The 23,610-nt window shown below is 71.6% G+C and carries 17 protein-coding genes; 10 read left to right on the forward strand and 7 right to left on the reverse strand.

Features of this window, described 5'->3' with window-relative positions; translation table 11 throughout:
* Window positions 1–154 precede the first annotated feature (154 nt).
* Window positions 155–1,465 carry a cytochrome P450 gene (locus ACWGJ2_RS13585; RefSeq protein ID WP_453346332.1) on the forward strand — a complete coding sequence of 437 codons (1,311 nt, stop codon included), beginning with the start codon at window positions 155–157 and terminating at the stop codon, window positions 1,463–1,465.
* Between the two features lie 54 nt (window positions 1,466–1,519).
* Here ACWGJ2_RS13585 and ACWGJ2_RS13590 read toward each other — a convergent pair whose 3' ends face one another.
* On the reverse strand, window positions 1,520–2,794 hold the full coding sequence (locus ACWGJ2_RS13590) for a hypothetical protein (protein WP_453346226.1): 1,275 nt from the start codon (window positions 2,792–2,794) through the stop codon (window positions 1,520–1,522).
* Between the two features lie 813 nt (window positions 2,795–3,607).
* Between ACWGJ2_RS13590 and ACWGJ2_RS13595 the strand changes: the two genes are divergently transcribed.
* Together ACWGJ2_RS13595 and ACWGJ2_RS13600 are read left to right on the forward strand one after the other, a co-directional pair.
* Window positions 3,608–5,767, forward strand: a complete 2,160-nt coding sequence (locus ACWGJ2_RS13595; RefSeq protein ID WP_453346227.1) for an ATP-binding protein — start codon at window positions 3,608–3,610, stop codon at window positions 5,765–5,767.
* 274 nt (window positions 5,768–6,041) lie between these two features.
* On the forward strand, window positions 6,042–6,371 hold the full coding sequence (locus ACWGJ2_RS13600; protein ID WP_453346228.1) for a hypothetical protein: 330 nt from the start codon (window positions 6,042–6,044) through the stop codon (window positions 6,369–6,371).
* 128 nt (window positions 6,372–6,499) lie between these two features.
* Here ACWGJ2_RS13600 and ACWGJ2_RS13605 read toward each other — a convergent pair whose 3' ends face one another.
* Window positions 6,500–7,855, reverse strand: a complete 1,356-nt coding sequence (locus ACWGJ2_RS13605) for a hypothetical protein (protein WP_453346229.1) — start codon at window positions 7,853–7,855, stop codon at window positions 6,500–6,502.
* A 337-nt stretch (window positions 7,856–8,192) separates the two neighbouring features.
* Between ACWGJ2_RS13605 and ACWGJ2_RS13610 the strand changes: the two genes are divergently transcribed.
* Window positions 8,193–11,609: an AfsR/SARP family transcriptional regulator gene (locus tag ACWGJ2_RS13610; RefSeq protein ID WP_453346230.1), complete on the forward strand. Its 3,417-nt coding sequence runs from the start codon at window positions 8,193–8,195 to the stop codon at window positions 11,607–11,609.
* 28 nt (window positions 11,610–11,637) lie between these two features.
* Here ACWGJ2_RS13610 and ACWGJ2_RS13615 read toward each other — a convergent pair whose 3' ends face one another.
* Together ACWGJ2_RS13615 and ACWGJ2_RS13620 are read right to left on the reverse strand one after the other, a co-directional pair.
* Window positions 11,638–11,808 carry a hypothetical protein gene (locus ACWGJ2_RS13615; protein WP_453346231.1) on the reverse strand — a complete coding sequence of 57 codons (171 nt, stop codon included), beginning with the start codon at window positions 11,806–11,808 and terminating at the stop codon, window positions 11,638–11,640.
* A gap of 181 nt (window positions 11,809–11,989) precedes the next feature.
* On the reverse strand, window positions 11,990–12,913 hold the full coding sequence (locus tag ACWGJ2_RS13620) for a MerR family transcriptional regulator (protein ID WP_453346333.1): 924 nt from the start codon (window positions 12,911–12,913) through the stop codon (window positions 11,990–11,992).
* 298 nt (window positions 12,914–13,211) lie between these two features.
* On the opposite strand from ACWGJ2_RS13620, the gene ACWGJ2_RS13625 reads away from it, so the two are divergent.
* From ACWGJ2_RS13625 to ACWGJ2_RS13640, 4 genes are all read left to right on the forward strand, one after another.
* Window positions 13,212–14,801, forward strand: coding sequence for a flavin-containing monooxygenase (locus ACWGJ2_RS13625; RefSeq protein WP_453346232.1), 1,590 nt, complete (start codon window positions 13,212–13,214; stop codon window positions 14,799–14,801).
* On the forward strand, window positions 14,801–15,859 hold the full coding sequence (locus ACWGJ2_RS13630) for an alpha/beta fold hydrolase (protein ID WP_453346233.1): 1,059 nt from the start codon (window positions 14,801–14,803) through the stop codon (window positions 15,857–15,859). Before ACWGJ2_RS13625 ends, ACWGJ2_RS13630 begins: the two co-directional genes overlap by 1 nt.
* Window positions 15,856–16,740 (forward strand): SDR family oxidoreductase, encoded by an 885-nt coding sequence (locus ACWGJ2_RS13635; RefSeq protein WP_453346234.1) that lies wholly within the window; start codon window positions 15,856–15,858, stop codon window positions 16,738–16,740. Before ACWGJ2_RS13630 ends, ACWGJ2_RS13635 begins: the two co-directional genes overlap by 4 nt.
* 353 nt (window positions 16,741–17,093) lie before the next feature.
* A complete protein-coding gene (locus ACWGJ2_RS13640; protein ID WP_453346235.1) occupies window positions 17,094–17,639 on the forward strand; it encodes a hypothetical protein in 546 nt (181 codons plus the stop codon).
* Between the two features lie 168 nt (window positions 17,640–17,807).
* On the opposite strand, the gene ACWGJ2_RS13645 is transcribed toward ACWGJ2_RS13640, so the two are convergent.
* Together ACWGJ2_RS13645 and ACWGJ2_RS13650 are read right to left on the reverse strand one after the other, a co-directional pair.
* Window positions 17,808–18,044 carry a DUF397 domain-containing protein gene (locus ACWGJ2_RS13645; protein ID WP_453346236.1) on the reverse strand — a complete coding sequence of 79 codons (237 nt, stop codon included), beginning with the start codon at window positions 18,042–18,044 and terminating at the stop codon, window positions 17,808–17,810.
* Window positions 18,041–18,913, reverse strand: coding sequence for a helix-turn-helix domain-containing protein (locus ACWGJ2_RS13650; RefSeq protein WP_453346237.1), 873 nt, complete (start codon window positions 18,911–18,913; stop codon window positions 18,041–18,043). The genes ACWGJ2_RS13645 and ACWGJ2_RS13650 overlap by 4 nt, the downstream gene beginning before the upstream one ends.
* Window positions 18,914–19,123: 210 nt before the next feature.
* Here ACWGJ2_RS13650 and ACWGJ2_RS13655 point away from each other — a divergent pair, with 210 nt between their 5' ends.
* Together ACWGJ2_RS13655 and ACWGJ2_RS13660 are read left to right on the forward strand one after the other, a co-directional pair.
* Window positions 19,124–19,549 (forward strand): ATP-binding protein, encoded by a 426-nt coding sequence (locus tag ACWGJ2_RS13655; RefSeq protein ID WP_453346238.1) that lies wholly within the window; start codon window positions 19,124–19,126, stop codon window positions 19,547–19,549.
* Between the two features lie 25 nt (window positions 19,550–19,574).
* A complete protein-coding gene (locus ACWGJ2_RS13660; protein ID WP_453346239.1) occupies window positions 19,575–19,835 on the forward strand; it encodes a hypothetical protein in 261 nt (86 codons plus the stop codon).
* Here the strand turns inward: ACWGJ2_RS13660 and ACWGJ2_RS13665 are convergent.
* On the reverse strand, window positions 19,769–23,425 hold the full coding sequence (locus ACWGJ2_RS13665) for a S41 family peptidase (protein ID WP_453346334.1): 3,657 nt from the start codon (window positions 23,423–23,425) through the stop codon (window positions 19,769–19,771). The two genes, ACWGJ2_RS13660 and ACWGJ2_RS13665, sit on opposite strands and share 67 nt — an antisense overlap.
* Between the last annotated feature and the right edge of the window lie 185 nt (window positions 23,426–23,610).

The raw sequence follows: 23,610 nt of genomic DNA on the forward strand, positions 1-23,610 counted from the left end.
AGCCGCGCCAGCCGCGCCAGCCGCGCCAGCCGCGCCTGCGGCGCCTCACGGGACCGTCGAGCCCGTCGAGGAGCCCGTCGAGCCCGGCGGGGCCGTCGGCCCGGACGACCTCGCCTCGTGCGACGTCTTCGACCCGCGCCGCTACGCCTCCGGCATCCCCCACCGCACCTTCCGCGCCCTGCGCGACGGGCTGCCGGTGGCCTGGCAGGAGGAGTACGAGGTGCTCGGCTGGCCCGAGGGGCCCGGATTCTGGGCCGTGACGCGGCACGCCGACACCGTGCGCGTGCTGCGCTCGGCCGACGCGTACTCCTCGTCGCTCGGTGCCACGCAGATCCGCGATCCGGACCCGGAGGACCTGCCGTTCATCCGGCGGATGATGCTCAACCAGGACCCGCCCCAGCACGGGCGGCTGCGCACCCTGGTGAGCCGCGCCTTCACACCGAGGCGCGTGGAACGGTTCGAGGCCGACGTACGGGCGAGGGCACGCTCGCTCCTGACGGCCGCGCTCGCGCAGGGGGACACGTCAAAGGGCAGTCCCGAGGATGCCGGTTCCGGCGCCTCCGGTTCCCCCGACTCCCGCGACTCCCTTGACGTCCGCGACGCCCACGGCTCCGGCTGGGAGTGCGATCTCGTCGCCGCCGTGACGGACGACTTCGCGCTGCTCAACCTCGCCGACCTGCTGGGCGTCCCGCCAGGCGACCGGGGCCTCCTCCTGGAGTGGACCGAGCGCGTCATCGGCTACCAGGACCCCGAGCGGGCGGTGACCGTGCTCGGTCCCGACGGCAGGCCGGCCAACCCCCGCTCGCCCGCGATGCTGCGGGAGATGTTCGCGTACGCGCGGGAGCTGGCCGCGTACAAGCGCGCGCATCCGGCCGACGACGTGATGACCTCCCTGGCGCACGAACTCACCGGGCCCGAGCTGGAGATGTTCTTCTTCCTGCTGACGGTCGCCGGGAACGACACCGTCCGCAGCGCGGCGCCCGGCGCCTTCCTCGCGCTGGCCGAGCACCCTGGTGAGCAGCGGCGGCTGCGCGAACGCGGCCCGCGCGAGGCCGGGTTCGTGGCGCGGGCCGTCGAGGAGCTGCTGCGCTGGCATCCGCCGGTGCTGAGCTTCCGGCGTACGGCCACGAGGGACGGTGAGCTGGGCGGGCAGCGGATACGGGCCGGTGACAAGGTCGTCATCTTCCACGCCTCGGCCAACTTCGACGAGCGCGTCTTCGACGAACCGGGCCGCCTCGACCTCACCCGTGACCCGAACCCCCACCTCTCCTTCGGCGAAGGCCCGCACGTCTGCCTGGGCGCCCATTTCGCACGCCTTCAACTGAGGGTGCTGCACGAGGAGGCGCTGCGCGTACTGCCCCCGTACACGCTGGCCGCGCCTCCCCGTCGGCTCGTCTCGAACTTCATCAACGGGGTGAAGTCCCTGCCCCTGCGCGCGCTTGACGAGTCCGAGGTGCGGTCCTAGCCGCCCTGCCGCACTGCCATCCCTGGGTTTCGCGGGAGTCGCCTCGACGCGAGGTCACCTGCTGCGCATGGCGGCGGCCTGTGCGGGAACCGGCGTCCAGGCTCGGGGAGTGCTGGGCCGGGAGGAAGTGTCCCCAGGTACCGACTGTGGCCTGGACTCGGGGGTGGGCGGCGCGTACCGCGACGCGATCGAGCTGCGTGCTTCGGACGTGACCGGGCTGGGTGCCCTTGACGGGATGGGGGTGGATTGCGCCGATACGTAGGGGGTGGAGGCCGCCGATGCGGTGGGGCTGGGTGCTTCGGGCGCGACCGGGCTGGGTGCCCTTGACGGGATGGGGGTGGATTGCGCCGATACGAAGGGCGTGGAGGCCGCCGACGTGACGGGGCTCGGCACCGCGGACGTCACCGGGGTGGGCGCTGACGGGGCGACCGAGTTGGACGCTGCCGCGCCCGGAGGGGGAGGGAGGTGAGCGGCTGCCCGGGCCGGGGGCTCAGGGGTGGGGGCGGAACTCTGTACAGCGGAATTCTGTACGGCGGAACTTTGCAAAGGGGCCAGCTCGACACCAGGCTGTTGCGGAGCTGCTTCGGACGCGGGCTTCTGCGCGTATTTCTCGTACAGGGGGTAGGCGAGCCGCGCGGCTTCCGCAGCCGCCACTACTCCCGCCCCAACGGCCTGGACCGTGTCGCTTTTCAGCGCGGCTCCGACAGCCCACGCGCCTGCGCCGATTCCATGCGCCACGAGAGCCTTGTCCTTCGTGGCGTCTACAAAGAACCCCAGCGAAGCACTTCCGAATGCGAGCGTGCGAGCCACAGGATGCTCCGTGTAACCTGCGCCCGTGAATGCGGCCATCTCGGCCGCATCGATCAGCTCTCTCCCCCATCCTTCCTTGCCCTGGTGGTAGCGAAGCGCCGCAGAGGTGATATTCGCGGTGAAATTGATGGCCGGGCCCACGGTCTGCGCGATCCGGTTGCCGGTCCCGATCCCGGCCGACCACACAGCGGTACCGAGCGTATTGACCACACTTGTCGCGGCTGACTCGGGGTCCTTGGGCCAGCTTTCCGCCGCTTTTTCCGCGCTGTGGGCGGAGAGCAGACCGAATCCGATCGCTTTCCAAATGCGTTTGTCCCGCGCATAGCCGTAGGACACCGAGGTCATGGTGCCGGTCAGGGTGAACTTCTTGGGTATGTCCCAGCGGCTGCTCTTGTCCGCGCTCGCATCGGGTTGTTCCTCGTCACCAGTGACGGGCGCCGCAGGCCCCCTCTCCAGATCGATCCCATTTCTTTCCTGGGTCTGGGTTTCCCCATGCGATCGATTGATCGAGTTAGCCATGTGAGCGCCTTCCGCTTTGATCCCGGAAAGCGTGGGGATAGCACCTGCCGCGCTGCAAGTGGTCTGCGCACCCATGGGTTCCGTACGGATCAAGTGAGTCCGGTATGTGAACGTCGCCCGAAAGCTTCAATGGGCTGTCATCCGTTGTGGTGCCGCGCTGGTGACCAGCGAACCGGTCCCGGCCCGGGTGGCGCAATCCGCATATCTCGGCCTCCCAGGAAAGCCCGGCAGGAGATCTCCCGCCACTCCACGACAGATTTACTCCACTAAGAGTTCAACTGCCACTGCCCTTCTGTCAACAATGCCGGTTCCCTGGAAGCTCCACGCGGCCTGCTGCGGAAGGGGATTGAACCGGGCCGAAACTGACTGGATTGGCTGAGGTGCGGGCACCGGGGTTTGGGCGTGTCCCCTTTCCGTCTCGTCTGCCTCGTCCGCTTCGGCGAGGCGTCCGCACGCGAGGAGCGGGCGCCCGGCAGAGGTCCCGGCTCGACCGTTTCGGTCATCGGGTGCCTGCTGAAGAGGGCCAGTCGGGCACGGCGGTGAGGTGTGCAGGCCGCCGCGGGTGGCGAAGATTTGACATGTTCGTCACACGCGACGGCCCTCGGGTGGCACTGGAGAGGCACGTCACGCCCCGAAGGCGGGTAGCCCAGGGCGGGGCGGAAAGGATGGCACCGAAGACTGGTGCTTTCTCTCGCCTTCGGAGGGGGACGGGTGCGGGAACGCGAGCCAAGCGGGTCCGACGGGCTGAGCGGGTCCGACGGGCCGAGCGGGTCCGACGGGCCGGGTGGGCCCGATGGACCGGGCGGGTCCGGCGTGACAAGCGGGTCCAACGAGCTGAGCGGCGTCGTGTACGGCCCCAGCGTCCAGGCGGGGACCGTGCACGGCGGCGTCCACGTGTGGTCGGCTCCGGACCCGCGGGAGCACGTGCCGTGGCAGTTGCCGCCCACGGTGCACCTGACGGACAGGTCGGACGAGCTACGGGCCCTGGAGCGGCACCGCGCCCGCGCCGCGCGGGAGGGGCACCCCGTGCTGGCCACGGTCAGCGGCCTGGGCGGCGTCGGCAAGACGGCTGTGGCGCTCTCCTGGTTACACACTTTGCGCCCCCACTTCCCCGGTGGGCAGCTTTACGCGGACCTCGGCGCCCAGGCGGCGGGCGGCGCGGGCACGGCCGACCCCGCCGAGGTGCTGGGGCACTTCCTGCGGGGGCTCGGAGTGCCGGGTCCGCGGGTACCGGTGGACTTCGCCGAGCGCTCGGCGCTGTTCCGCTCGCTGACCATGGACCGTCGGCTGGTGGTCCTGCTCGACGACGCGGCGACCGCTGCCCAGGTCCGGCCGCTGCTGCCCGGCGGCGGGAACGTGGTGGTGGTCACCAGCCGGTGGCGGCTGTCCGGGCTGACGGTGGACGGCAGCCATCCGCTGCACCTGGAGCCGATGCCCACGGAGGCCGCCGTCGAGCTGCTGGCGGACACGCTGGCCGACGGCCGGGTCGCCGCGCAACTGGAAGAGGCCCGCGCGCTGGTGGACCTGTGCGCGGGGCTGCCGTTGGCCGTACGGGTGGCGGGTGCCCGGCTGGCGGCTCGGCCGCTGCGGCGCATCACGACGATGGTCCAGGCGCTGTCAGAGGAACGTGACCGCCTGGAGGGGCTCGCGATCGAGGGCGACCACAACGTGCTCGCTGCACTCGACCTCTCGTACCACGGCCTACCCGCGGACGCCGCCCGCCTGTACCGGCTGCTGGGGCTGCATCCGGGGCCCGAGTTCGGCGCCGGAGTCGCCGCCGCGCTGCTGGCGGAGCCCGGGGGGAGCGAGCGTCGCGCGAAGACGCGTACGGCGCGGCTGCTCGACGTCCTGCACGACGCGAACCTCCTCGTGGACGCAGGGGACGAGCGGTACCGCTTCCACGACCTCGTACGGCTGCACGCCTACGCGAAGGCCGAGGAGGACGAGACACGGCAGCAGCGCGCCGCCGCCCAACGCCGCCTGGCGGACCACTACCTGGCGACGGCGACCCACGCCGAGGAGACCGTCGACCCGCAGCACCGCACCCTGGCGCGCGACTACGGAGAGGGCCCGGTTCTCGCCGACGACCCCGGGCCCGAGCCCGAGGACGCCCTCGACTGGCTGGAGCGCGAACTCCCCAACCTGATGGCCCTGGTGCGCAGGGCCCGGTGCCTGGGGCTTCCCACCGTGTGCTGGCAGCTCGTCGACGCCATGTGGCCGCTGTTCGTGCGGCGCAAGCACTACGAGCAGTGGCGTACGGCCCACCAGGAAGGGCTCGCCGCGGCGGAGGAACTGGGCGACACCGTGGCCCAGTGCCGCATGCTCACCTCCGGGGGGCTCGGCGAACTGGGCTCGGGCGCACACGAGCGCGCGCTGGAGATGTTCGACCGTGCCTCGCGGCTCTTCGAGGACAGCGGCGACCCGCTGGGCCACGTCCGTACGCTCAACTACCGGGGCCTGGCGCACCAGCGCCTGGGCCGTCCCGGCCGGGCGGCGGAGCTCTTCGAGCGCGCGGCGGCGGGACTGGCCCGGCTCGGCGACGCCCGCGCTGCGGGCCTCGCCAGGCTGAACCTGGCCGACGTCGCCCTCGGCACGGGGGAGGCCGACCGCGCGCGGGACGAGGCGAGCCGCGCCCGTGCCGCGCTGGCGGAGGAGGGCGACCGCTACAACGCGGCGCGCGCCGCCACACTCCTCGGCCGCTCCTGCCTCGCGCGAGGGGAGACGGACGAGGCGGAGCGGTGGCTGTCGGACGGGCTGGCCGCGCTGCGGGAGATGCGGGCCGACTATGAGACGGCCCGCTCCCACCAGGCCCTCGCCGAACTCGACGAGGCACGCGGCCGTCCCGTCCACGCTTTGGACCACTACAGGGAGGCGCAGTCCCTGTACACGACGGCGGGCCGTCCGGAAGCGGCGTCGGCGGTAGGGCAGCGGCTCAGGGAGCTGGGCGGCGACGCCGATTCCGGGGCTCCCTAGAGGGCCGGTTCCATGGAGCCTTCCCGGGAGGTACAGGAAGCCCGGGAGAAGGCTCCCGGGGCTGAGCGACGCCCGGTGCCGGGGCGTTTTCGCGCGGCGTGGGACGGGGCGGCGGCACGATGCGCCCCGTAGCCGTGCGCAGCCCCTCGGCGGGCAGGCCCGCCACCAGCCAGGCGTGGGCCAGCGACGCCCAGGCCGCCCAGGAGAGCCCCGGCACGGGGCAAGCGCGCAGTTCCAGCGCGGTGCCCTCGGCCGCGCGTTCACAGCCGCGCTCGTGCTCGTATCCGTCGCCGACACCGGGGGCGAGCCGGAGCCAGCAGCGCTGAGCGCTGGACACCGCCACGACAAGGGCGCCCGGGTGGCGGGTGCGGAGCACGGCCGCTTCCCGAGCGCTCCCTCCCCGTCGCACCAGGACGTCGGCGAGGGGCAGCGGTGGCCCCGGTACCGTCGCGTCGGCGCGCAGGTGCAGATCGCGGAGGGACGCGTACTCGTACCCCTGACGGGCCTCCCCGGGCACCTCCGCGTGGACGTCCACTTGGACGTGCCGTGCCGTTCCGCTCCCCCGGCGCCCACCGGGGGCGCCCACCGCGGCGGCCGTCGATGACATCTCGAAGACCAGCGCCACGGGCGGCTCCCCTGCCCTCGCCCAGGACGCGCACCCCGGGAACGTGGGTCCCGGCCCCCGGCCCCAGCCCGTCACCCGCACGGACACCCGCGTCCCCGTCACGCCCGTCATGGCGACAGCGCCCCGGAGCCCTCGTACGGCAGGGTGTGCGGCAGTCGCGCGGGTTCCGTGCGCAGCCGTGCGGACGGGGCGCGCAGGCGCAGCTTCCGGTAGATGAGCTGCCGCATCTTGCGGGCGAACTGTCCGGGCTCGGAGGTGATCCGGGCGGCGACGCGCTCGTACTGACGCGGACGGTACGTCGCCGCGCTGCGGTTGAGCTGCCTGCGCAGCGGCCGGTCCGGCAGCAGGCGGTAGGCGAACGAGCAGAGCTCGGCAAGGGGCGAGTCGGGGTCCACGTCGGCCTCGGGGTGGCCGGTCATCAGGACCGGGGCGCTCGTCATCGTGCCGTAGAGCGAGAGTGACCCGTGGTCGCCCACGATGTAGTCGCCCGCGACGAGGGCACCGCGCCAGTCCGCGTACTGGCTGACGACGGCGAGCCCGGCCCTGCACAGTTCGGCCAGCCAGCTACGGATCTGCCATTCGCCGTGCGTGTTCCAGACGTTGGGGTGGAGGAGGGCGGCGACGCGGTACTCCTCGCGGGGCAGTTCCGACGTCAGCCGCTCCAGGAGTTCCCAGTCCTGGCCCAGCAGCGACCTGGGCCCCCAGGTGGAGCAGAAGAGGACGAGCTGCTGCCCTGGTGCGACGTCGAGTGCTTCCCGGTACAGGGCGCGGGAGGGCAGGCTCGCGGCGATCCGGTCGTAGCAGGGGTCGCCGACGACCTCGGCCGCGGGCAGCGCCTCCGGGCACTCGCGTCCCAGGCGGGCCAGTTCCTCCTGGTGGGACAGAACGATGGCCTCGGGGATGACGGCACCGTCCCTGACCAGGCGCTGACGGCTGAGACCGTACACATCGCGCGCCGGTGTCCCCTCGGGAACGCGTGTCCCCGTAGAGACGTGTTGTGTCGCCGTGCGCTTCTTGGGGGCCGCGTCCTTCTTGGCGGCGTGCTTCCTGGGTGTGTGCTTCCTCGCGGTGTGCTGGGCGCGGGCCGGGACGAACTTGTTGTGGCCCGCGCCGTGGGACAGCACGACTACGGGGGCGTGCAGTTCGTGGAGCGCGCCATGGCTGGCGGCCAGTGCCAGATCGAACTCCGTCTGCACGGCCTGGCTCCAGGGCAGCACCAGGGCCCTCATCCTGGCGAGGAAGTCGTCCACGCCGTGGCTGAACACGTCGGGCGCGGCCGTGAAGACCACCTGCACCCTGGTCTCCCCCTCCAGCAGCCGCACCGCTTCGAGCAGCCGCTGCCCCGACGTCACCGTGTGCACGACGGCGAGGACCCTTCGGCGCACTTGGCGGGTGGCCCACCGTTCGACGTCCAGCCGCAGTGGTACGTGACGCCAGGCGGCGTCGGGCACTGTCACGCTCATGGAACTCCCCCGGATCTGATCTGTCTTCTTGGTCCGTTCATGTGTGTGCTCGGGGCCCGTCGTCCGCTGTCCGCTGTCCGCCGCACCGCGTCGTGCGTCACGCGTCGTACGTCGCGCCGGACGAGTCGACGGGCCGATGAGGCGAGGATTGCCCAGGGGATTGGATGGCCGGATTGCAGGAAGCTTGCACTCAGCCTGCGTCGGCACCCTGCGCCCCCCTTGCGCCCGTGCGCCGCTGTCCGCCCCCCGAAGGGCGCGGCAACAGTGGGATGACTGCCGCACAGGTGTGCGGCGGTCGCCACCGAGGCGGTGGGATGACGCGGGACCACCGGGGGGAATGGTGGAACTTCTTGCGCTAGGGCCTCTTGAGCTGTGGCACGAGGGACGGCAGTACGAGCTGGGCTCGGTGAAGGAACGCCGCGTCCTGGCGGTGCTGCTGCACGCCCGGGGCGAACCGGTCAGCGTGGACGCCCTCATGGCACGCGTGTGGGACGACGAGATGCCGCGCACGGCCGTGGAGACGCTGCACAGCTACCTGTCGCGGCTGCGGGGCCATCTGCGGCAGGCTGTCGGCGGCCTCGCGTGGGTGGAGCACCCCTCGTCGCGCCTCTACCAACTGCGGGTCGACAACTCGGACGACGTGGACCTGCTGCGCTTCCAGCGGCTGCGCAACGACGCCCAGGCGGCGGCGGGACGGGGCGACAGGGAGCTGGCCGTGGGGCTGCTGACCACGGCCGAGGCGCTGTGGAGGGGGCAGCCGTTCGCCGAGTTCACCGGCGGCTGGGCCGACTCGGCGCGCGCCCGGCTGAACGAGGACCACCTGCGGGTCAGGGAGGCGCGGATCCGGCTGGAGCTGGAGATGGGGCGGCACGCCGACCTCATCGGCGAACTCCACGAACTGGCCGCCGAGAACCCCCTCGCCCAGCAGATCACGGCGGCCCTGATGCTGGCCCTCTACCGGTCGGGCCGACACGTCGAGGCACTCGCGCTGTACCAGAACACCTACCGGCGCCTGCGCAGGGAGCTGGGCATCGAACCGGGCCCGGAGTTACGGGAGATGCACTGCCGCATCCTGGAGCAGGACCCCGCGCTGCTGGGGAACGGCCAGGGCGACGGGGCTCCGGGGACGGTGACCGGCACCCCCGTCGCCGCCGAAGAGGGGCGGGCCGAGCCTCCCCCCGCCCCCAGCACGCTTCCGCGCGACACCCGCCACTTCACCGGCCGCGCCGACGAACTGGCCACGCTCCTCGCCGAGTCCGACGCCACCCACGCCGTCGGCATCGCGGACCTGGACGACGCCGACGGCGCTGACGACACTCCCGTATCGCCCGCCTCCCCTGTACCGCCCGCCTCCCGAGGACCGGACCCAGCCGGAACCGTTGCTCCCGCAGCAACTGTCGACTCCGCCCGAACCGTTGCTCCCGCAGCAACCGTCACCCCGGCCGGAACCGCTGCCCCCGTAGGCAACGACGCCCCCGTAGGCAACGCCACCGCGCTCCCGCTCACCGTCGTCCACGGCATGCCGGGCGTCGGGAAGACCGCTCTCGCCCTGCGCGCGGCGCACCGGCTCAGCGCGCGCTACCCGGACGGGCAGTTCTACGTCGACCTGCGCGGCTACAGCCCCCAGCCACGCTACGAACCGGCCGAGGCCCTCGCAGCGCTGCTCCGCGCCGCCGGAGCCGGACAGAGCGGCGACGAACTCCCCGACTCGCTGGACGAACTGACCTCCCGCTGGCGGGAGTGGACCGCACGCCGCCGGGTGCTGCTGATCCTGGACAACGCGCGCGACGCCGAGCAGGTGACCCCGCTGCTCCCTGGGGCCGCCGCCTGCCGCGCGATCGTGACCAGCCGCAACCGGCTCGCCGGGCTGGACGGCGCCTCCTGGCTGTACCTGGACGTGCTCTCCGCGTCCGAGGCGGCGACGCTCTTCACACGCGTCGCGGGCGCCTCCCGCGCGTCCGACACCGTCGCGCTGCGCAGGCTGGTGGAGGCGTGCGGCTGCCACCCGCTGGCGCTCCAGCTCCTGGCGGGCCGCTTCCGGCACCGCGAGTCCTGGGACCTCCAGCACCTCGTGGACCTCCTCGACCAGGCCCCCGACACTCTCGACGAGTTCGACGACGGTGTCGCCTCGGCCTTCCAGCTCTCCTACGCCGGACTCGACACGTCCACCCAGCGGCTGTTCCGCCGTCTCGCGCTGCACCCGGGCCCCGATCTCACCCTCGACGGGGCCGCGGCGCTCGCGGGCACGGACACCGCCAGGACCCGCCGCGAGGTGGAGGAACTGCTCGACCGCCATCTGCTGGAGGAGCCCGTACGAGGGCGCTACCGGCTGCACGACCTCGCCCGCGCCTTCGGACGCCGCGCCTGCCGGGGCGACGAGCCCGCTGACGGCTGCCGTGACGCCCTCCAGCGGCTGCTGTCGCTCTTCCTCACGGCCGCCGACCGCGCGGACCGCCTCGCCCACCCACAGCGCCGCAGACTGCCCGTGGGCGCCGAGCGGGAGTCCGCGTACGTCACCGGGTTCGCCGACCGCGACGAGGCACTGGTCTGGCTCGCGGTGGAACGCGCCAACCTGCTCGCCGTGGCCCGTACCGCAGCGGCCCAGGCCCCCGCCTACGCCGCCTACGCCGCGCTCTTCCCGCATGTGCTGGCCCAGGTGCTCAAGCTGTGGGGTGCATGGGACGTCGCGGCGGAGCTGCACGGCGCCGCCGTCGCCGCCTTACGGGAGAGCGGCGACCGCCGCGCGCTCGCGCAGACCCTGGTGGAGCGCGCCGACGTGCTCGCCCAGGGGCATCACGAAGAGGCGCTGCGCTGCGCCCGTGAGGCCCTGGCGCTCTTCGACGCCCTCGGGGACCCGCGTGGCCGGGCCGACGCGCTGTTGCAGACCGGCCGCGCCCGGCTGGCCGCCGGCCAGGGCACGGCGGCGTTACGGGACCTCGACCAGGCCCTGGCCCTTTACCGCGACACAGGGGCACGCCATGGGGAGGCCGAGACACTCAACGTACGGGGCGTGGCGCTGCACTACGGGGGCGACTACGAGGCGGCCGTCGAGTGCTTCCTCGCCATGCTCGCCATCTGCGAGGCGCTCCGGGACCCGCACGGCCAGGCACAGGCCCTGAACAACCTGGGCGAGATCCAGTGGCTGGAGGGCCACTACGAGCGGGCCCGCGAATACTACGAGCGCTCCCTGACGCTGGTGCGCGACTTCGGCGGACGCCAGGAACTCGCCATCCTCGACACCAACCTCGGCGGTGTCCACCGGGCGACGGGCGACACGGAACGGGCGCTCGGCTGCTTCCACCGCGCCCTCGCCAGCTACCGGGCGAGCTGCGACACCAGCGGCGAGGCGGACACGCTGATCAGCCTGGGCACCGCCTACGCGGACATGAACCGCAGGGGCGAGGCGCTGCTGCACTTCAACATGGCGGAGGAGGTGGCCCGGCGCACCGGGAACGCCTACGAGCGGCAGCGCGCGCTCATCGGCGTCGCCGGTGTGCAGCGGGAGTCGGGCAGGTTCACCACCGCGATGGAGATCTACGAAGAGGCGCGACGGGTGGCCCACGAGATCGGCTTCCCGCTCGGCTCCGCGCACGCGCTGGCGGGGCTCGCGAGGACCTCGCTGTCGTCGCACAGCATCGAGGAGGCGAGGTCCTACGGCGAACAGGCGCTCGCGCTCTACCGCGACCTGGGCGCGGAGGCGGAAGAGGGGGCCCTGCGGGGGCTCTTGAGGGGGCTGGGGGAGACGGGGTCCTGAAGTCTGTACCGCCCTGTACCGGTGCCGGTCACCACATCATCCGCATGAGCATGGCGCAGATGACGTGCACGGTCTGCATGATCCAGTCTGCATTTGTGGTGTTCGCCGCGCTGGCGAAGGAGGCCACGTAGGAGGCCGTGAACGCCACGATGGGGACGGCGTAGCCGAATATCGCGGCGAGGATGAACTTGCGGTTCACGAGCGGTACTCCTGGAGTCCGTACGGGGGAGTGTCGGGCTCGCGGTGTTGACACGCGAGGGGGTGACGTTACAGACGGGAGCGTTCCGCGATCTAGAGCTGGCACGTGAGATGCCAAGAACTGCTCGGAGAAACTGGTGAGAGCTTCGGATCATGTTCGCTTCCGATCGAACATGATCCCCTCAGTCCTCCTGTTCGCCCTCCGCCACGTCCGTCCCCATCCCCTGTGCGTCGAGCCAGTCCTCCAGTTCGGCGCGGACGCGGCGGTCCAGGGACATGCCCAGTTCGGCCATCACGATCTCCTTCGCGATGGGCTGGAGCCGTTCCAGGAGGTCGTTGATGTTGTCCGCGTCCGCGCGGGTCGGGGCGTCGGAGACTTCCTTCGGGAGCAGATGCGTGCGGAATATGTCCGCGAAGATGTCGGCGATGGAGTCCGTGCGCTCACGCAGGTCGCGTCCCGCCGCCAGCACGGCCGAGAGCGGCACGCCCTTCCTGACCAGTTCGGCCGACGCGTTCAGCAGCCGGGTGCTGACGTGGACGAACTCGTCGCCGTCGACGGCTACGTAGCCGATGTCCAGTGAGGTCGCGAGGTTTTCCGGGGTGACCTCGCCCTGGAAGTAGTCGGCCAGTTCCTCGGGGGTGAGGCGGACCTGCGTCTCCTCGGAGAACGGGGTCGTCAGCGCGGACTCCAGGCCCAGGAGTTCGGCCGTGCCGCGTGAGTCCCGGCCGCTCTCGAAGGCGCCCAGGAGGTCGGCGATCCCGCCGAGCGTGTGGCCGCGTGACAGGAGCCCCGTGATGGTGCGCAGGCGGGCGAGGTGGTGCTCGTCGTACCAGGCGATGCGGCCTTCGCGGCGCGGCGGCGGCAGGAGTTTGCGCTCCCTGTAGAACCGCAGTGTGCGGGTGGTGATGCCCGCCTCCCGCGCCAGCTCGGCCGTACGGTACTCGCGCTGCGCGGGCTGTCCGGGCTGCGCCGACGCCTCGGGCTGTGCCGACTGCTCGGGCTGCGCCCCAGGCCGCTCCGACCCGTTCGCCTCTGGTGCGTCTGGTGCGTCCGCCCCCGGCCCGTCCGCCCGCTGCCGCTGCCGTCGCTGCTGCTCGTCTGCGATCCCCACGCCGCCCAGCCTAAGCGGCGGCCCGCGTCCCCCCGCCGCCCCCGCGCACCGTCAGCCCCGCGTGAGCGGGATTCCGGGGCGCCCCCACGTGCTCCCGTCCGTCGTATCCCCGCTCCCTTCCTGGTGGCGGAGGGTGCGCGCGGGACTACGGGAGGGCGCGTGGGCGAACCGGCGGTAACTTTCCCGCGCGAGACCCCTACCCATGAGTATGCGTCTGCCTTACTCTCCCAATCGTGCCAGTAATCACTGGCACGGTACGTAGGCGGCGAACAGACCCTCGGGAGGCGGCGGCATGGCGGCCGAGCGCGAGCATGAGCACGTACGGGTGGCGGTGATCGGATCCGGATTCGGCGGCCTGGGGGCTGCCGTACGGCTGCGTCGCGCCGGAATCACGGACTTCGTGGTCCTCGAACGCCGGGAGGCGGTCGGCGGGACCTGGCACGACAACACCTATCCCGGCTGTGCGTGCGACGTCCCCTCGCACCTCTATTCCTTCTCCTTCGCGCCAAACCCCGAATGGCCCCGGAACTTCTCCGGGCAGGAACACATCCGGCGCTACCTGGAGCGGGTGGCCGACACCTTCGGGTTGCGGCAGCACCTCCGGTTCAACTCCGAGGTCCAGCTCATGAGCTGGGACCCCGAGGAGCTGCACTGGAACATCGAGACCGCCCAGGGCAAGCGCCTCAGCGCCGACTTCGTGGTCTCCGCGACGGGCCCGCTCTCCGACCCGAAGCTGCCCGACATCCCCGGGCTCGACGGTTTCGAGGGCAAGGTCTTCCACACCGCGCAGTGGGACCACGACTACGACCTGCGCGGCAAGCGCGTCGCCGTCGTCGGTACGGGCGCCTCCTCGATCCAGGTCGTGCCCGCGATCCAGCCCGAGGTCGGCCATCTGACGCTCTTCCAGCGCACCCCCGCGTGGGTCATGCCGCGCGCCGACCGCAAGATCTCGGGTTTGGAACGCTGGCTGCACACAAAGGTCCCGGCGAGTCGCGCGCTGCGCCGTCAGATCCTCTGGACCATCCGCGAGCTTCAGGTGGGCGCGTTCACCAAACATCCCAATCAGCTCGGTCTCATCGAGAAGCTGGCCTCGGCCCACATGAAGCGCGCGGTCAAGGACCCGGAGCTGCGCCGCAAGCTCAGCCCCGACTACCGCATCGGCTGCAAGCGCATCCTGCTGTCCAACAGCTACTACCCGGCGCTCGCGCAGCCCAATGTGGACGTCGTCGCCGCAGGCCTCAAGGAGGTGCGCGGCAACACTCTCGTCGCCTCCGACGGCACGGAAACCGAGGTCGACGCGATTGTCTTCGGCACCGGCTTCCACGTCACCGACATGCCGATCGGGCACCGCGTCAAGGGCGCCGACGGCACGACGCTGATGGAGCACTGGCGGGACGGTATGAAGGGGCTGCGCGGCTGCACGGCCGACGGCTTCCCCAACTTCATGACGATCATCGGCCCCAACACGGGCCTCGGGAACAGCTCGATGATCCTCATGATCGAGGCCCAGCTCAACTACATGGTCGACTACGTCAGGAAGCTCGACACCCTGGGTGGCAAGGTCGCGCTCGACCCGCGCCCCGAGGCGGTCGACGCCTGGAACGACCACATGCAGGACCGCATGAAGCGCACCGTGTGGAACACCGGCTGCGACAGCTGGTACCTGGACGCGAACGGCCGTAACACCACCGTCTGGCCCGGCACCACAGCGGAGTTCCGCAAGGTGACGCAGGAGGTCAGGCTGGAGGAGTACAACGTGGTCCGGGCCCCGGCCGACGGAGCCGCCTCGACGGGCGCGGGCGCCTCCGCGCGGGCCGTGCTGCCCGGCAGCGCAGGACGCGGCGCGTCCACCGCCGCGTTCCACGCGGGGGAGGAGGGCTGATGGCACGCCTGACCCAGGCCGCGCGCCTGCCCGAGGGCCGCTACGCGCACCCCGCGCCCGCGCGCGAGCTGACCGTCACCTCACCGGACGGCTCCAAGCTGCACGTGGAGGTGCACGGCCGCGCCGACGACCCGGCGGTCGTCCTCGCGCACGGCTGGACCTGTTCGACGCTGTTCTGGGCGCCCGTCATACGCCGGCTGACCGCCGACGGGCACCGGGTCGTCGTCTACGACCAGCGCGGGCACGGCCGTTCACCGGCCGCGACGACCTACGCGTACAGCCCCGCCTCCCTCGCCGACGACCTGTGCGCCGTGCTGGACGCGGCCCTGGAGCCCGGCGAACGGGCCGTCATAGGCGGCCACTCCATGGGCGGCATGACGATCATGGCGGCGGCGGGCAGGCGGCAGCTCACGGAGCGTGCGGCGGCGCTGATGCTGTGCAGCACGGGTTCGGCACGGCTGCTCGGCGAGTCGCGCATACTCCCCTTCCGCTCCGTGCGCGCCCGCTCCGTGGGGCACCGGCTGCTGCTGGGTTCGCGGGCGCCGCTCGGCCCGGTCACGCCGCTGACCAAGCGGGCGCTGAAGTACGGGACGCTGGGGCCGGGTGCCTCGGCCGAGCAGACCGAGGTCGTCGCGCGCATCGTGCACGCCTGCCCCTCCGGGGTGCGGGCCGCGTGGGGCGCCGTGCTGGCCGATCTCGACCTGTCCGCGAAGATATCCGGCCTGGCCGCGCCGACGGCGGTCGTCGTCGGCACCGCCGACCGGCTGACCCCGGTCGTGCACGCCAGGGAGCTGTGCGACGCGCTGCCCGACTGCGTCGGGATGCACGAGCTGACCGGGCTGGGGCACATGACCCCGACCGAGGCGCCGGAGGCCGTGAGCGACGTGCTGAGCGGGCTGGTGCGGGATCACCTCGTCGGCGGTGCGGCCGAGGACGCCGGGGCTGACGGAACCGCCGAGACCGCCGGGGCTGACGGAACCGCCGGGGCCAACGGCAAGGGAGCCACGGCCAAGAAGGCCAATGCCAAGTCCAAGAAGGACAGGGAGGCGTGCGCATGAGCCGCAGGAGTCTTGAGGGGCAGGTCGTCGTCGTCACCGGCGCGGCGCGGGGCGTCGGCGAGCTGCTGGCGCGGAAGCTGGCGGCAAGAGGCGCGAAGCTCGCGCTCGTCGGCCTGGAGCCCGACGAACTGAAGCAGGTCTCCGAGTCGCTGCGTACGGAGTCGGACTACTGGCACGCCGATGTCACCGACCACGAGGCGATGGCCCGGGTGGCGCAGGAGGTGAAGGAGCGGTTCGGCAAGGTCGACGTGGCCGTCGCCAACGCCGGTGTCGCCTCGGGCGGCCCCTTCATGGACTCGGACCCGGTCGCCTGGCGCCGCGTCATCGAGGTCAACCTGATCGGCGGCGCGGTGACGGGCCGGGCCTTCCTGCCCGTACTCGTCGAGTCCCGCGGCTACTTCCTCCAGATCGCCTCCCTCGCCGCGCTCACCCCGGCGCCGATGATGTCGGCGTACTGCGCGTCCAAGTCGGGCGTGGAGGCATTCGCGCACAGCCTGCGTGCCGAGGTCGGCTACAAGGGTGTACGGGTCGGCGTCGGCTACCTCTCCTGGACCGACACGGACATGGTGCGCGGCGCTGACCAGGACGACGTGATGCGGGACCTGCGCAAGCGGCTGCCCTGGCCGACGAACAGGACGTACCCGCTGGGCCCGGCCGTCGACCGCATCGTCGACGGTATCGAGCGCCGTAGCAGCCATGTCTACGCCCAGTGGTGGCTGCGCGGCATGCAGAGCATCCGTGGCTATCTGCCCGCCCTCATCGGCACCGTCGGCCAGCGCGAGATGCGCCGGTTTGAACCCAGGCTGGCGACGAAGGGGACCCAGACGGGTCTGGTCGGCGCGGGCGGCGCGGCGGACGAGAAGGAGCGGGCTGCCCGTTAGGGCATCTTTTTCTGAAGTCTTTTCCTTTGGGTGTGCCTCCCCGGTGCGGTCCGCCGCACCGGGGAGGAGGCTGTGACGTGCGCATTCGGTGGAGAGTACGGAGGTCCTGGGATGTCCTGGGGTGTCCTGGGCGTGCCTGGACGGGCCCGCGAGGAGGCCCGAATCGTGCCCGTTTCGCCAATTCGGGGTGAACCGATCCGTTTTCTCGACGTTGTCGAGTGTGAAAGGGGGCGCACGCTGCCCGTGAAGCGCGATTTGGTTCCGGTGCGCGGTAGTGGACCGAGGACGCTTCACAAAGGCACGGGCGCGCGACTTTCGTAACTCCATGGACAACACGACGAGAGGTTCAGCTCATGCCCGATCCCAGTTTTTACACCCAGGACCAGTACAACAGGATGAATCAGTTCGAGGACCTGAGGGCAGACAACTACGAGCGGGACCCCAACCAGCATTACCTGGCCAACGCGGACTCACAGACGCAGCAGATGTACGCCGATGCGCGGAGTTCGGAGTCGTACTTCCAGGTCACGGGAAGGAAGCTCGACGAGACCGGCCAGGCGTTTGCCCAACTTCAGGAGCGGCGGCAGCAGGGGCATCGGGTGCGCACGAGCGATTACGAGCGGGCCGAGCGCAGGTACGCGATCGCTTACAGCAGCCACTCCGAGAGCATTGAGCCGTATCTGCAAAATGGGTTGAACTACGAGCGGAGGATGGAGGGGATTCTCGACCGCGCGGGTGTCCCCCGTCCGGGTTCCATGGCACAGATGGCCATGGCCACCCAGCCGGCGCAGTCGCACGGCAGCTCGCACGGCGGCTCGCACCAGTCGACGACCGGTCACGGTCACCACAGCTCCCACCGCAGCTCCCACCACAGCTCCCACCGCAGCAGCAGGCGTTGACGGCGACATCGCATCGACGGTCCGCCACTTCTGGACTGTGACGCGGCCAGCGGATCCCTCCGGCGTGAAGGCGCCGCAGGTCGCCGTTTCGGTCAGGGGGACCGGAGAATTCCTGTCGGGCCGTCCCGTTCTCCGCATCGGGACGGCCCGACATCCCGCCATGAGGGTCTACGGTTCGATGAGGTGGTCGAACTCGCCGTTCTTGGCTGCCTTGAGGAAGGCGGCCATTTCGGTGGGGGTGTAGCGGAGTGGGGGGAGGTCGGGGCGCTTGGAGTCGTCCAGGGCTATGCCGCCGTCGATCGGCATGAGTCGGACGCAGTCGGCGCCGTTGCTGGCGCTGTAGCTGGACTTCACCCACTGGTTGTCCAGGGGTGCGGCGTAAAGTTCACTCTTCTCAGGGTTCACAGTGCCTTTTCGATTTCTTCGAGGAGAGAGGTGGTCTCGGTCGGGCTCAGTGCGTGGGCAGCCAGGTCGGCGAACTTCCGCCGTGTCTGACGGACCACGAACGGCTCGTCCGTTACGTCATCGTTGTTGGTCGTTTCACGGATGACGACGCTGAGATCATCCGATCCCGGGAAGTCGAACACCGTGAAGGGAGTTCCGAATACTGCTGCGACACCTGCGGAATACGGAATGGCTCGCAGAGTGACGTGTGAATATCTCGTCATCTGCCGGAGGTGTTGAAGCTGCTCCCTCATCACCTCGGGACCACCGACGACTGCGTGCAGGGCAGCTTCGAGGACGAGGGCATTCAGGAGTACCGGGCGCTGCCTGCTGAGCACTTCCTGCCGCTTCACGCGGGCCTTCACGAAGCGCTCTCGGTGCAGCGCGCTCTCGTCCTTCTGGCCGAACTCGGCAAGGGCCTCGATGTAGGTGCGCGTCTGGAGAAGCCCGGGCACGTAGGTGCCGCTGTGAGCCCAGATCTTCTCCGCCGAGTCCTCCAGTGGGAAGAGCTTGCGGGCGTCGCCGGGGAACAGGTCGCGGAACTCCGGGTCGTCCCACCAGTTGCGGATGCTCTTGCCCGCATTGACCGTGGCCTCGATCTCCGCGCGTTTCACGTCGTCGACCTGGTACGTCTCGAACATGCCCTTCAGCAGAGCTGCGTCGGGCCAGCGCTTGCCGCGCTCCACGTAGCTGATCTTGCCTTGCGAGCAGCCCAGGATCTCCGCGACGTCGACCTGCTTCCGGTAACCGGCCTCCAGGCGGATGCGCCGCAGTTCCTCACCGAGCTTCCGCAGGAGCGTGAGGGCGTTGGTGTTGACGCTTGTCGACACGTCAGTTCTCCCTCGGAGTTGGGCACGCCTGCTCGGTCAGCGTAGCGCGCGAGCAGGGGTCGGATGCCCGTAAAGATCGGCTTTCCGAAGCAGCTTGCATATTAATCTCCGTATGCATCAGACTCATTCGCGCACGCACTGCAACATCGTCGTCGCGGTGCGTATCCCTGCCCCCTGTGTGGGCGGTCGCGCCCTGCGCGGTCGCCGTCCGTGCGACGGAAGGACCTGATGATGTGCGGGTTCGTGCTGGCGGTCGAGCGGTTTCCCTGTGTGCCCGGTTCCGTCGCGCGGGCCAGACGGAGGGCGGCCGAGGCGTATGCCGCGTATCCCTCCGTCGACGCCTTCACCGTCGAACTGCTCGTCTCGGAGGCCGCGACGAACGCGGTGTGTCACGCGGCGTCCGGGGGCGACTTCTACGTCCTGTGCCACGCGCCCGCCTCCGGCGCCGTGCAGATCGAGGTGCACGACGGGGGCGACGGCACGCCCGTACGGCAGTGTGCCGCACGGCTCGATGAGCACGGGCGGGGGCTGGAACTGCTGGACCTGCTCGCGGCGGGCTGGCGGACCGAGCCGACCGCGCACGGCAAGTGCCTGATCTTCACCCTGGGCGAGCGTCCTCGTCCGGTCACCCCCTGAACCCCGAACGCCGACGGAGATCCCCGTGCTCTCTCCTCTCGTACGCACCCTCACCGTCCTCGCCTCCGACCTCCGGCCCGGTGACGTGATCGCCGTGGGCGGCATCCCGCACCGTGTCCGCGATGTGCGGGAGGTGTATCCCGCCCGTAAGCGCGTGGAGTTCGAGGACGGGAACGCCTACGTCCTCGCCCGGACGCGGACCATCGACGTCACCCGGCGCTACGAGCCCTCGCCCATCCCGCGTGGCGGCAAGGGTGGGCGGCGGCGGTCGGGGGTGTCGCTGTAGTCGGGGGGTTCGGCGGCGGGGTGCTCGTCCAGGAGGCGGAGCGCGGTGCGGACGGCCTCGTCCAGGATCGTGTAACGGCCCTCGGCCCAGTCCAGGGGCGTGCGCACCGTCTCGATGTCCGGGGCCACACCGTGGTTCTCGACGGACCATCCGTACGCGTCGAACCAGGCCGCGTTCATCGGCACCGTGATCACCGTGCCGTCCACCAGCCGGTGCCGTCCCGTCATGCCGACGACCCCGCCCCAGGTGCGCGCCCCGACGACCGGGCCCAGGCCCAGCAGGCGGAAGGCGGCGGTGATCATGTCGCCGTCGGAGGAGGTGCCCTCGTCGGCGAGGGCGACGAGCGGGCCCCGGGGCGCGTTGCTGGCGTAGCTGACGGGCTGTGCGTCGCGGGCGAGGTCCCAGCCGAGGATGGTGCGGGTCAGCTTCTCGACCACCAGCTCGCTGATGTGCCCGCCCGCGTTGCCGCGTACGTCCACGATCAGCGCGGGCCTGGCCACCTCCATGCGCAGGTCCCGGTTGAACTGCGCCCAGCCGGAGCCGCCCATGTCGGGGATGTGGAGGTAGCCGCACTTGCCTTCGCTCAGTTCGCGGACGACCTCGCGCCGCCTGGCCACCCAGTCCTGGTAGCGCAGCGGACGTTCGTCGACGAGGGGGACGACGGCGATACGGCGCGGCGGCAGCACCCTCGCGGGCGGCTCCTCCTCCGCTTCCTCCGCCCCCTGCACCCCCTCGGGCAGGACCGGAGCGCCCGGGTCCACGGGGACGAAGGACAGCTCCACCGTGGTCCCCCCGGCCGCCGCCAGCAGCGGCGCCGGGCCGGTCACCGGATCGACGGGCCGACCGTCGATGTGGGTGAGAACGGCGCCCTCCCTGATGCCCGAACCCGCCAGCGGCGAGCGCGCCTTGGAGTCCGAGGAGTTGCCGGGCAGGATGCGCGCCACGCGCCACTCGCCGCTGGGCGTGCGCGCGAAGTCGGCGCCCAGGAGCCCGATGGGGCGCTGGTAGTGGGGCGGGCCCTCGTTGCGCCGCGCGGGCGCCACGTACGCGTGCGACGTGCCCAGCTCGCCCATCACCTCCCGCAGCAGGTCGGCGAACTCGTCGGGCGAGGCGACCCGTTCGACCAGTGGACGGTACTGCTCCAGCACCGCGTCCCAGTCGATGCCGCACATCTCCGGCTCCCAGAAGTAGGCGCGGATCAGCCGTCCCGCCTCCGCGTACGCCTGCCGCCACTCGGCCGCCGGGTCCACGTCGTGGAGGATGCGGCGCAGGTCGATGAACGTCGTGGAGTCGGCGTCGGGCGTCTCGAACGAGGGGACCGCGCGCAGCTCGCCCTCGGCGTTGAGCACCAGCCGCGAACCGTCGCCGCTCAGGGCGAACCAGTCCACGTCCGCGGTGAGTTCGGTGCGCTTGGCCTTGACGAGGTCGAAGTGTTCGAGGGTGGGCCGCCCCGACATGTCCGCCGGGTTGGCGAACGTCTCGCCCAGCGCGCCCGAGATCGGGAACCGCAGCCAGATGAGGCCTCCGCCCGAAACGGGGCGCAGCGCCGAATACTTCGACGCCGTGACCGGGAACGGCGTGACCCTGCTCGCCAGCCCCTCCGCCTCCACCAGTACGGAGCCGTACCCGCCGCCGCTGTCCATGGGGTCCAGGCCGCCAGCCGCCGGGCGGCCCTCCGGGGACAGCGCGAAGGGCGAGGGCGTCGCGGAGGACAGGGGGACGAGGTACGGGCGGCAGCCGAGCGGGAAGGAGAGGTCGCCGGTGTGGACGTCGTAGACGGGGTCGAAGCCGCGCCAGGAGAGGAACGCCAGGTAGCGGCCGTCGCGCGTGAACACCGGCTGCTCGTCCTCGAACCGGCCGTCCGTCACGTCCAGGACGGGGCCCTTCCCGTCCAGCTTCGCGATCTTGATCTGGCTGAGCGAGCGCCCGACGCCCGGATGCGCCCAGGCCAGCCAGCGCGAGTCGGGGGAGAAGGCGAGGTCGTGCACGGGGCCGTTGAGGGAGCGGATCAGCTCGGTGACGGTCACGCGGGGCGGCGCGGGCGGTGACGGGGGCGCCGCCTCCTCCCCGGGCTCCGGCTCCTTCCCGGACGCCGCCTCCTCCCCGGGCTCCGGCTCCTCCCCGGGCTCCGGCTCCTTCCCGGACGCCGCCTCCTCCCCGGGCTCCGGCTCCTCCCCGGAGGACGGCGCCGGGTGGTCCTCCGGGGCGACGTCCGCTCTGCGCAGCACCGGGCCCTCGGCCGCGCCCGCCGCGCCCGCCCCGCCCGCCCCGTCCGCCCCGCCCGTCGAACCCGCCGCGCCGTCCTCCGCGCTCAGCTCGCGCAGATCCAGCAGCAGGAGCCGCCCGTCGTGCGACGCGACGGCGAGCGTCTCGCCGTCGGGCGAGGAGACCAGCTCGCGCACCCTCCCGAGCAGCCCGGCGGCCAGCCGCCGCGGCGGGCGCGGGCGCATCGCGCGCGGCAGGTCCGCGATCTCGACGGCGTCCTCGCCGTCCGCGTCCGTCACGTACGCGATCCGCCCCGTGTCCCCCAGCATCTCCGGCAGCCGCACGCGCACGCCCGGGGTGTCGGCGATGGTGCGCGCGGGGCCGTCGCGGTGGGTGAGCCAGTAGAGGCTGCCGCGTACGCAGACGGCGCTGGCCCGCCCCGTCGGGTCCACGGCGAGGGAGTCCACGTTGGCGGCGGCCGGTACCTGGTACGTACGGCGGCCCGCGCGCGGGCCGCCCAGCCGGACGTCGAGGCGGCGCGGGGTGCCGGTGCGCGAGAAGTCGTCGACGAGCCAGAGGTCGCCCGCGCACTGGTAGACGACGCGGCGTCCGTCGGTGGACGCGTGGCGGGCGTAGAAGTCCGCGTGGTCGGTGTGCCGTCGCAGGTCGGAGCCGTCGGGGCGGCAGGAGTACAGGTTGCCGACGCCCTCGTGGTCCGAGAGGAACGCGATCCGCGACCCCACGAACATCACCGAGTCCAGATGCCCCCCGATCCCCGGCAGCACCTCGTCCCCGTGCAGCCACAGCTTCCCCATGGCCCCGCCCCGGTACCGCTTCCAGGCGGCGGGCTCGTGCGGGGGCTTGCCGGTGAGCAGCAGCGTCCTGCGCTCCCCGTCCAGCTCGGCGACGGCGATGTCCGCGACGGGCCCCCACGGCAGGCGGCTGCCGGGGCTGCCGTCGGTGGGCAGGCGGTAGGACCACGTGTAGTACGAGAAGGGCATCCCGTGCGACGCGACGGCGAGGATGTCCCCCTCGGGCGTCCACCCGCACACGCGGGTGTCGCGGGCTCCCCAGTAGGTGAGCCGCCGCGCGGGGCCACCGTCCACGGGCGCGAGATAGACCTCGGGATCGAGGCTGCGCCAGTTGGTGTACGCGATGTGCGTGCCGTCGGGCGAGAAGCGCGGGGTGCCGATGCGTGTCCTGTCCACGGTCAGCCGCCAGGGGCGCGCCTTGCGGTCGGTGGCCGACGGGGAGGACGGGGGCGCGGTGTTGGACATGTCGGGGTCCGGGACGAGGGGCGCGACCCAGAGGTCGTCCTCGGCGACGAAGCAGATGAGGTCGCCGTGCAGGTGCGGGTACCGGAGGTAGACGTCCCCCTCAGTCACGGCGGTCACGGGTTCCCCCATGGCCATGCGCCGTCATAAGGGTCCGGGGACACCCCGTCGCGTATCCCGTCGAGGAAGAAGCCGGACATCGTGCTGGATGCGCCATGAAAGGTATGTTTCGCGGCGAACCGCCCTCCGGCAACTCGTACGGTTCACCCTCACCCTGTGACGTACCCCTCATTCCG

The organism is Streptomyces sp. NPDC054796 (assembly GCF_053611545.1).

Excerpts from the sequence above, each read along its gene's own strand:
- ACWGJ2_RS13590 (WP_453346226.1), bottom strand. The coding sequence starts at position 2,794 with ATGGCTAACTCGATCAATCGATCGCATGGGGAAACCCAGACCCAGGAA.
- ACWGJ2_RS13605 (WP_453346229.1), bottom strand. The coding sequence starts at position 7,855 with ATGAGCGTGACAGTGCCCGACGCCGCCTGGCGTCACGTACCACTGCGG.
- ACWGJ2_RS13610 (WP_453346230.1), top strand. The coding sequence starts at position 8,193 with ATGGTGGAACTTCTTGCGCTAGGGCCTCTTGAGCTGTGGCACGAGGGA.
- ACWGJ2_RS13625 (WP_453346232.1), top strand. The coding sequence starts at position 13,212 with ATGGCGGCCGAGCGCGAGCATGAGCACGTACGGGTGGCGGTGATCGGA.
- ACWGJ2_RS13630 (WP_453346233.1), top strand. The coding sequence starts at position 14,801 with ATGGCACGCCTGACCCAGGCCGCGCGCCTGCCCGAGGGCCGCTACGCG.
- ACWGJ2_RS13635 (WP_453346234.1), top strand. The coding sequence starts at position 15,856 with ATGAGCCGCAGGAGTCTTGAGGGGCAGGTCGTCGTCGTCACCGGCGCG.
- ACWGJ2_RS13640 (WP_453346235.1), top strand. The coding sequence starts at position 17,094 with ATGCCCGATCCCAGTTTTTACACCCAGGACCAGTACAACAGGATGAAT.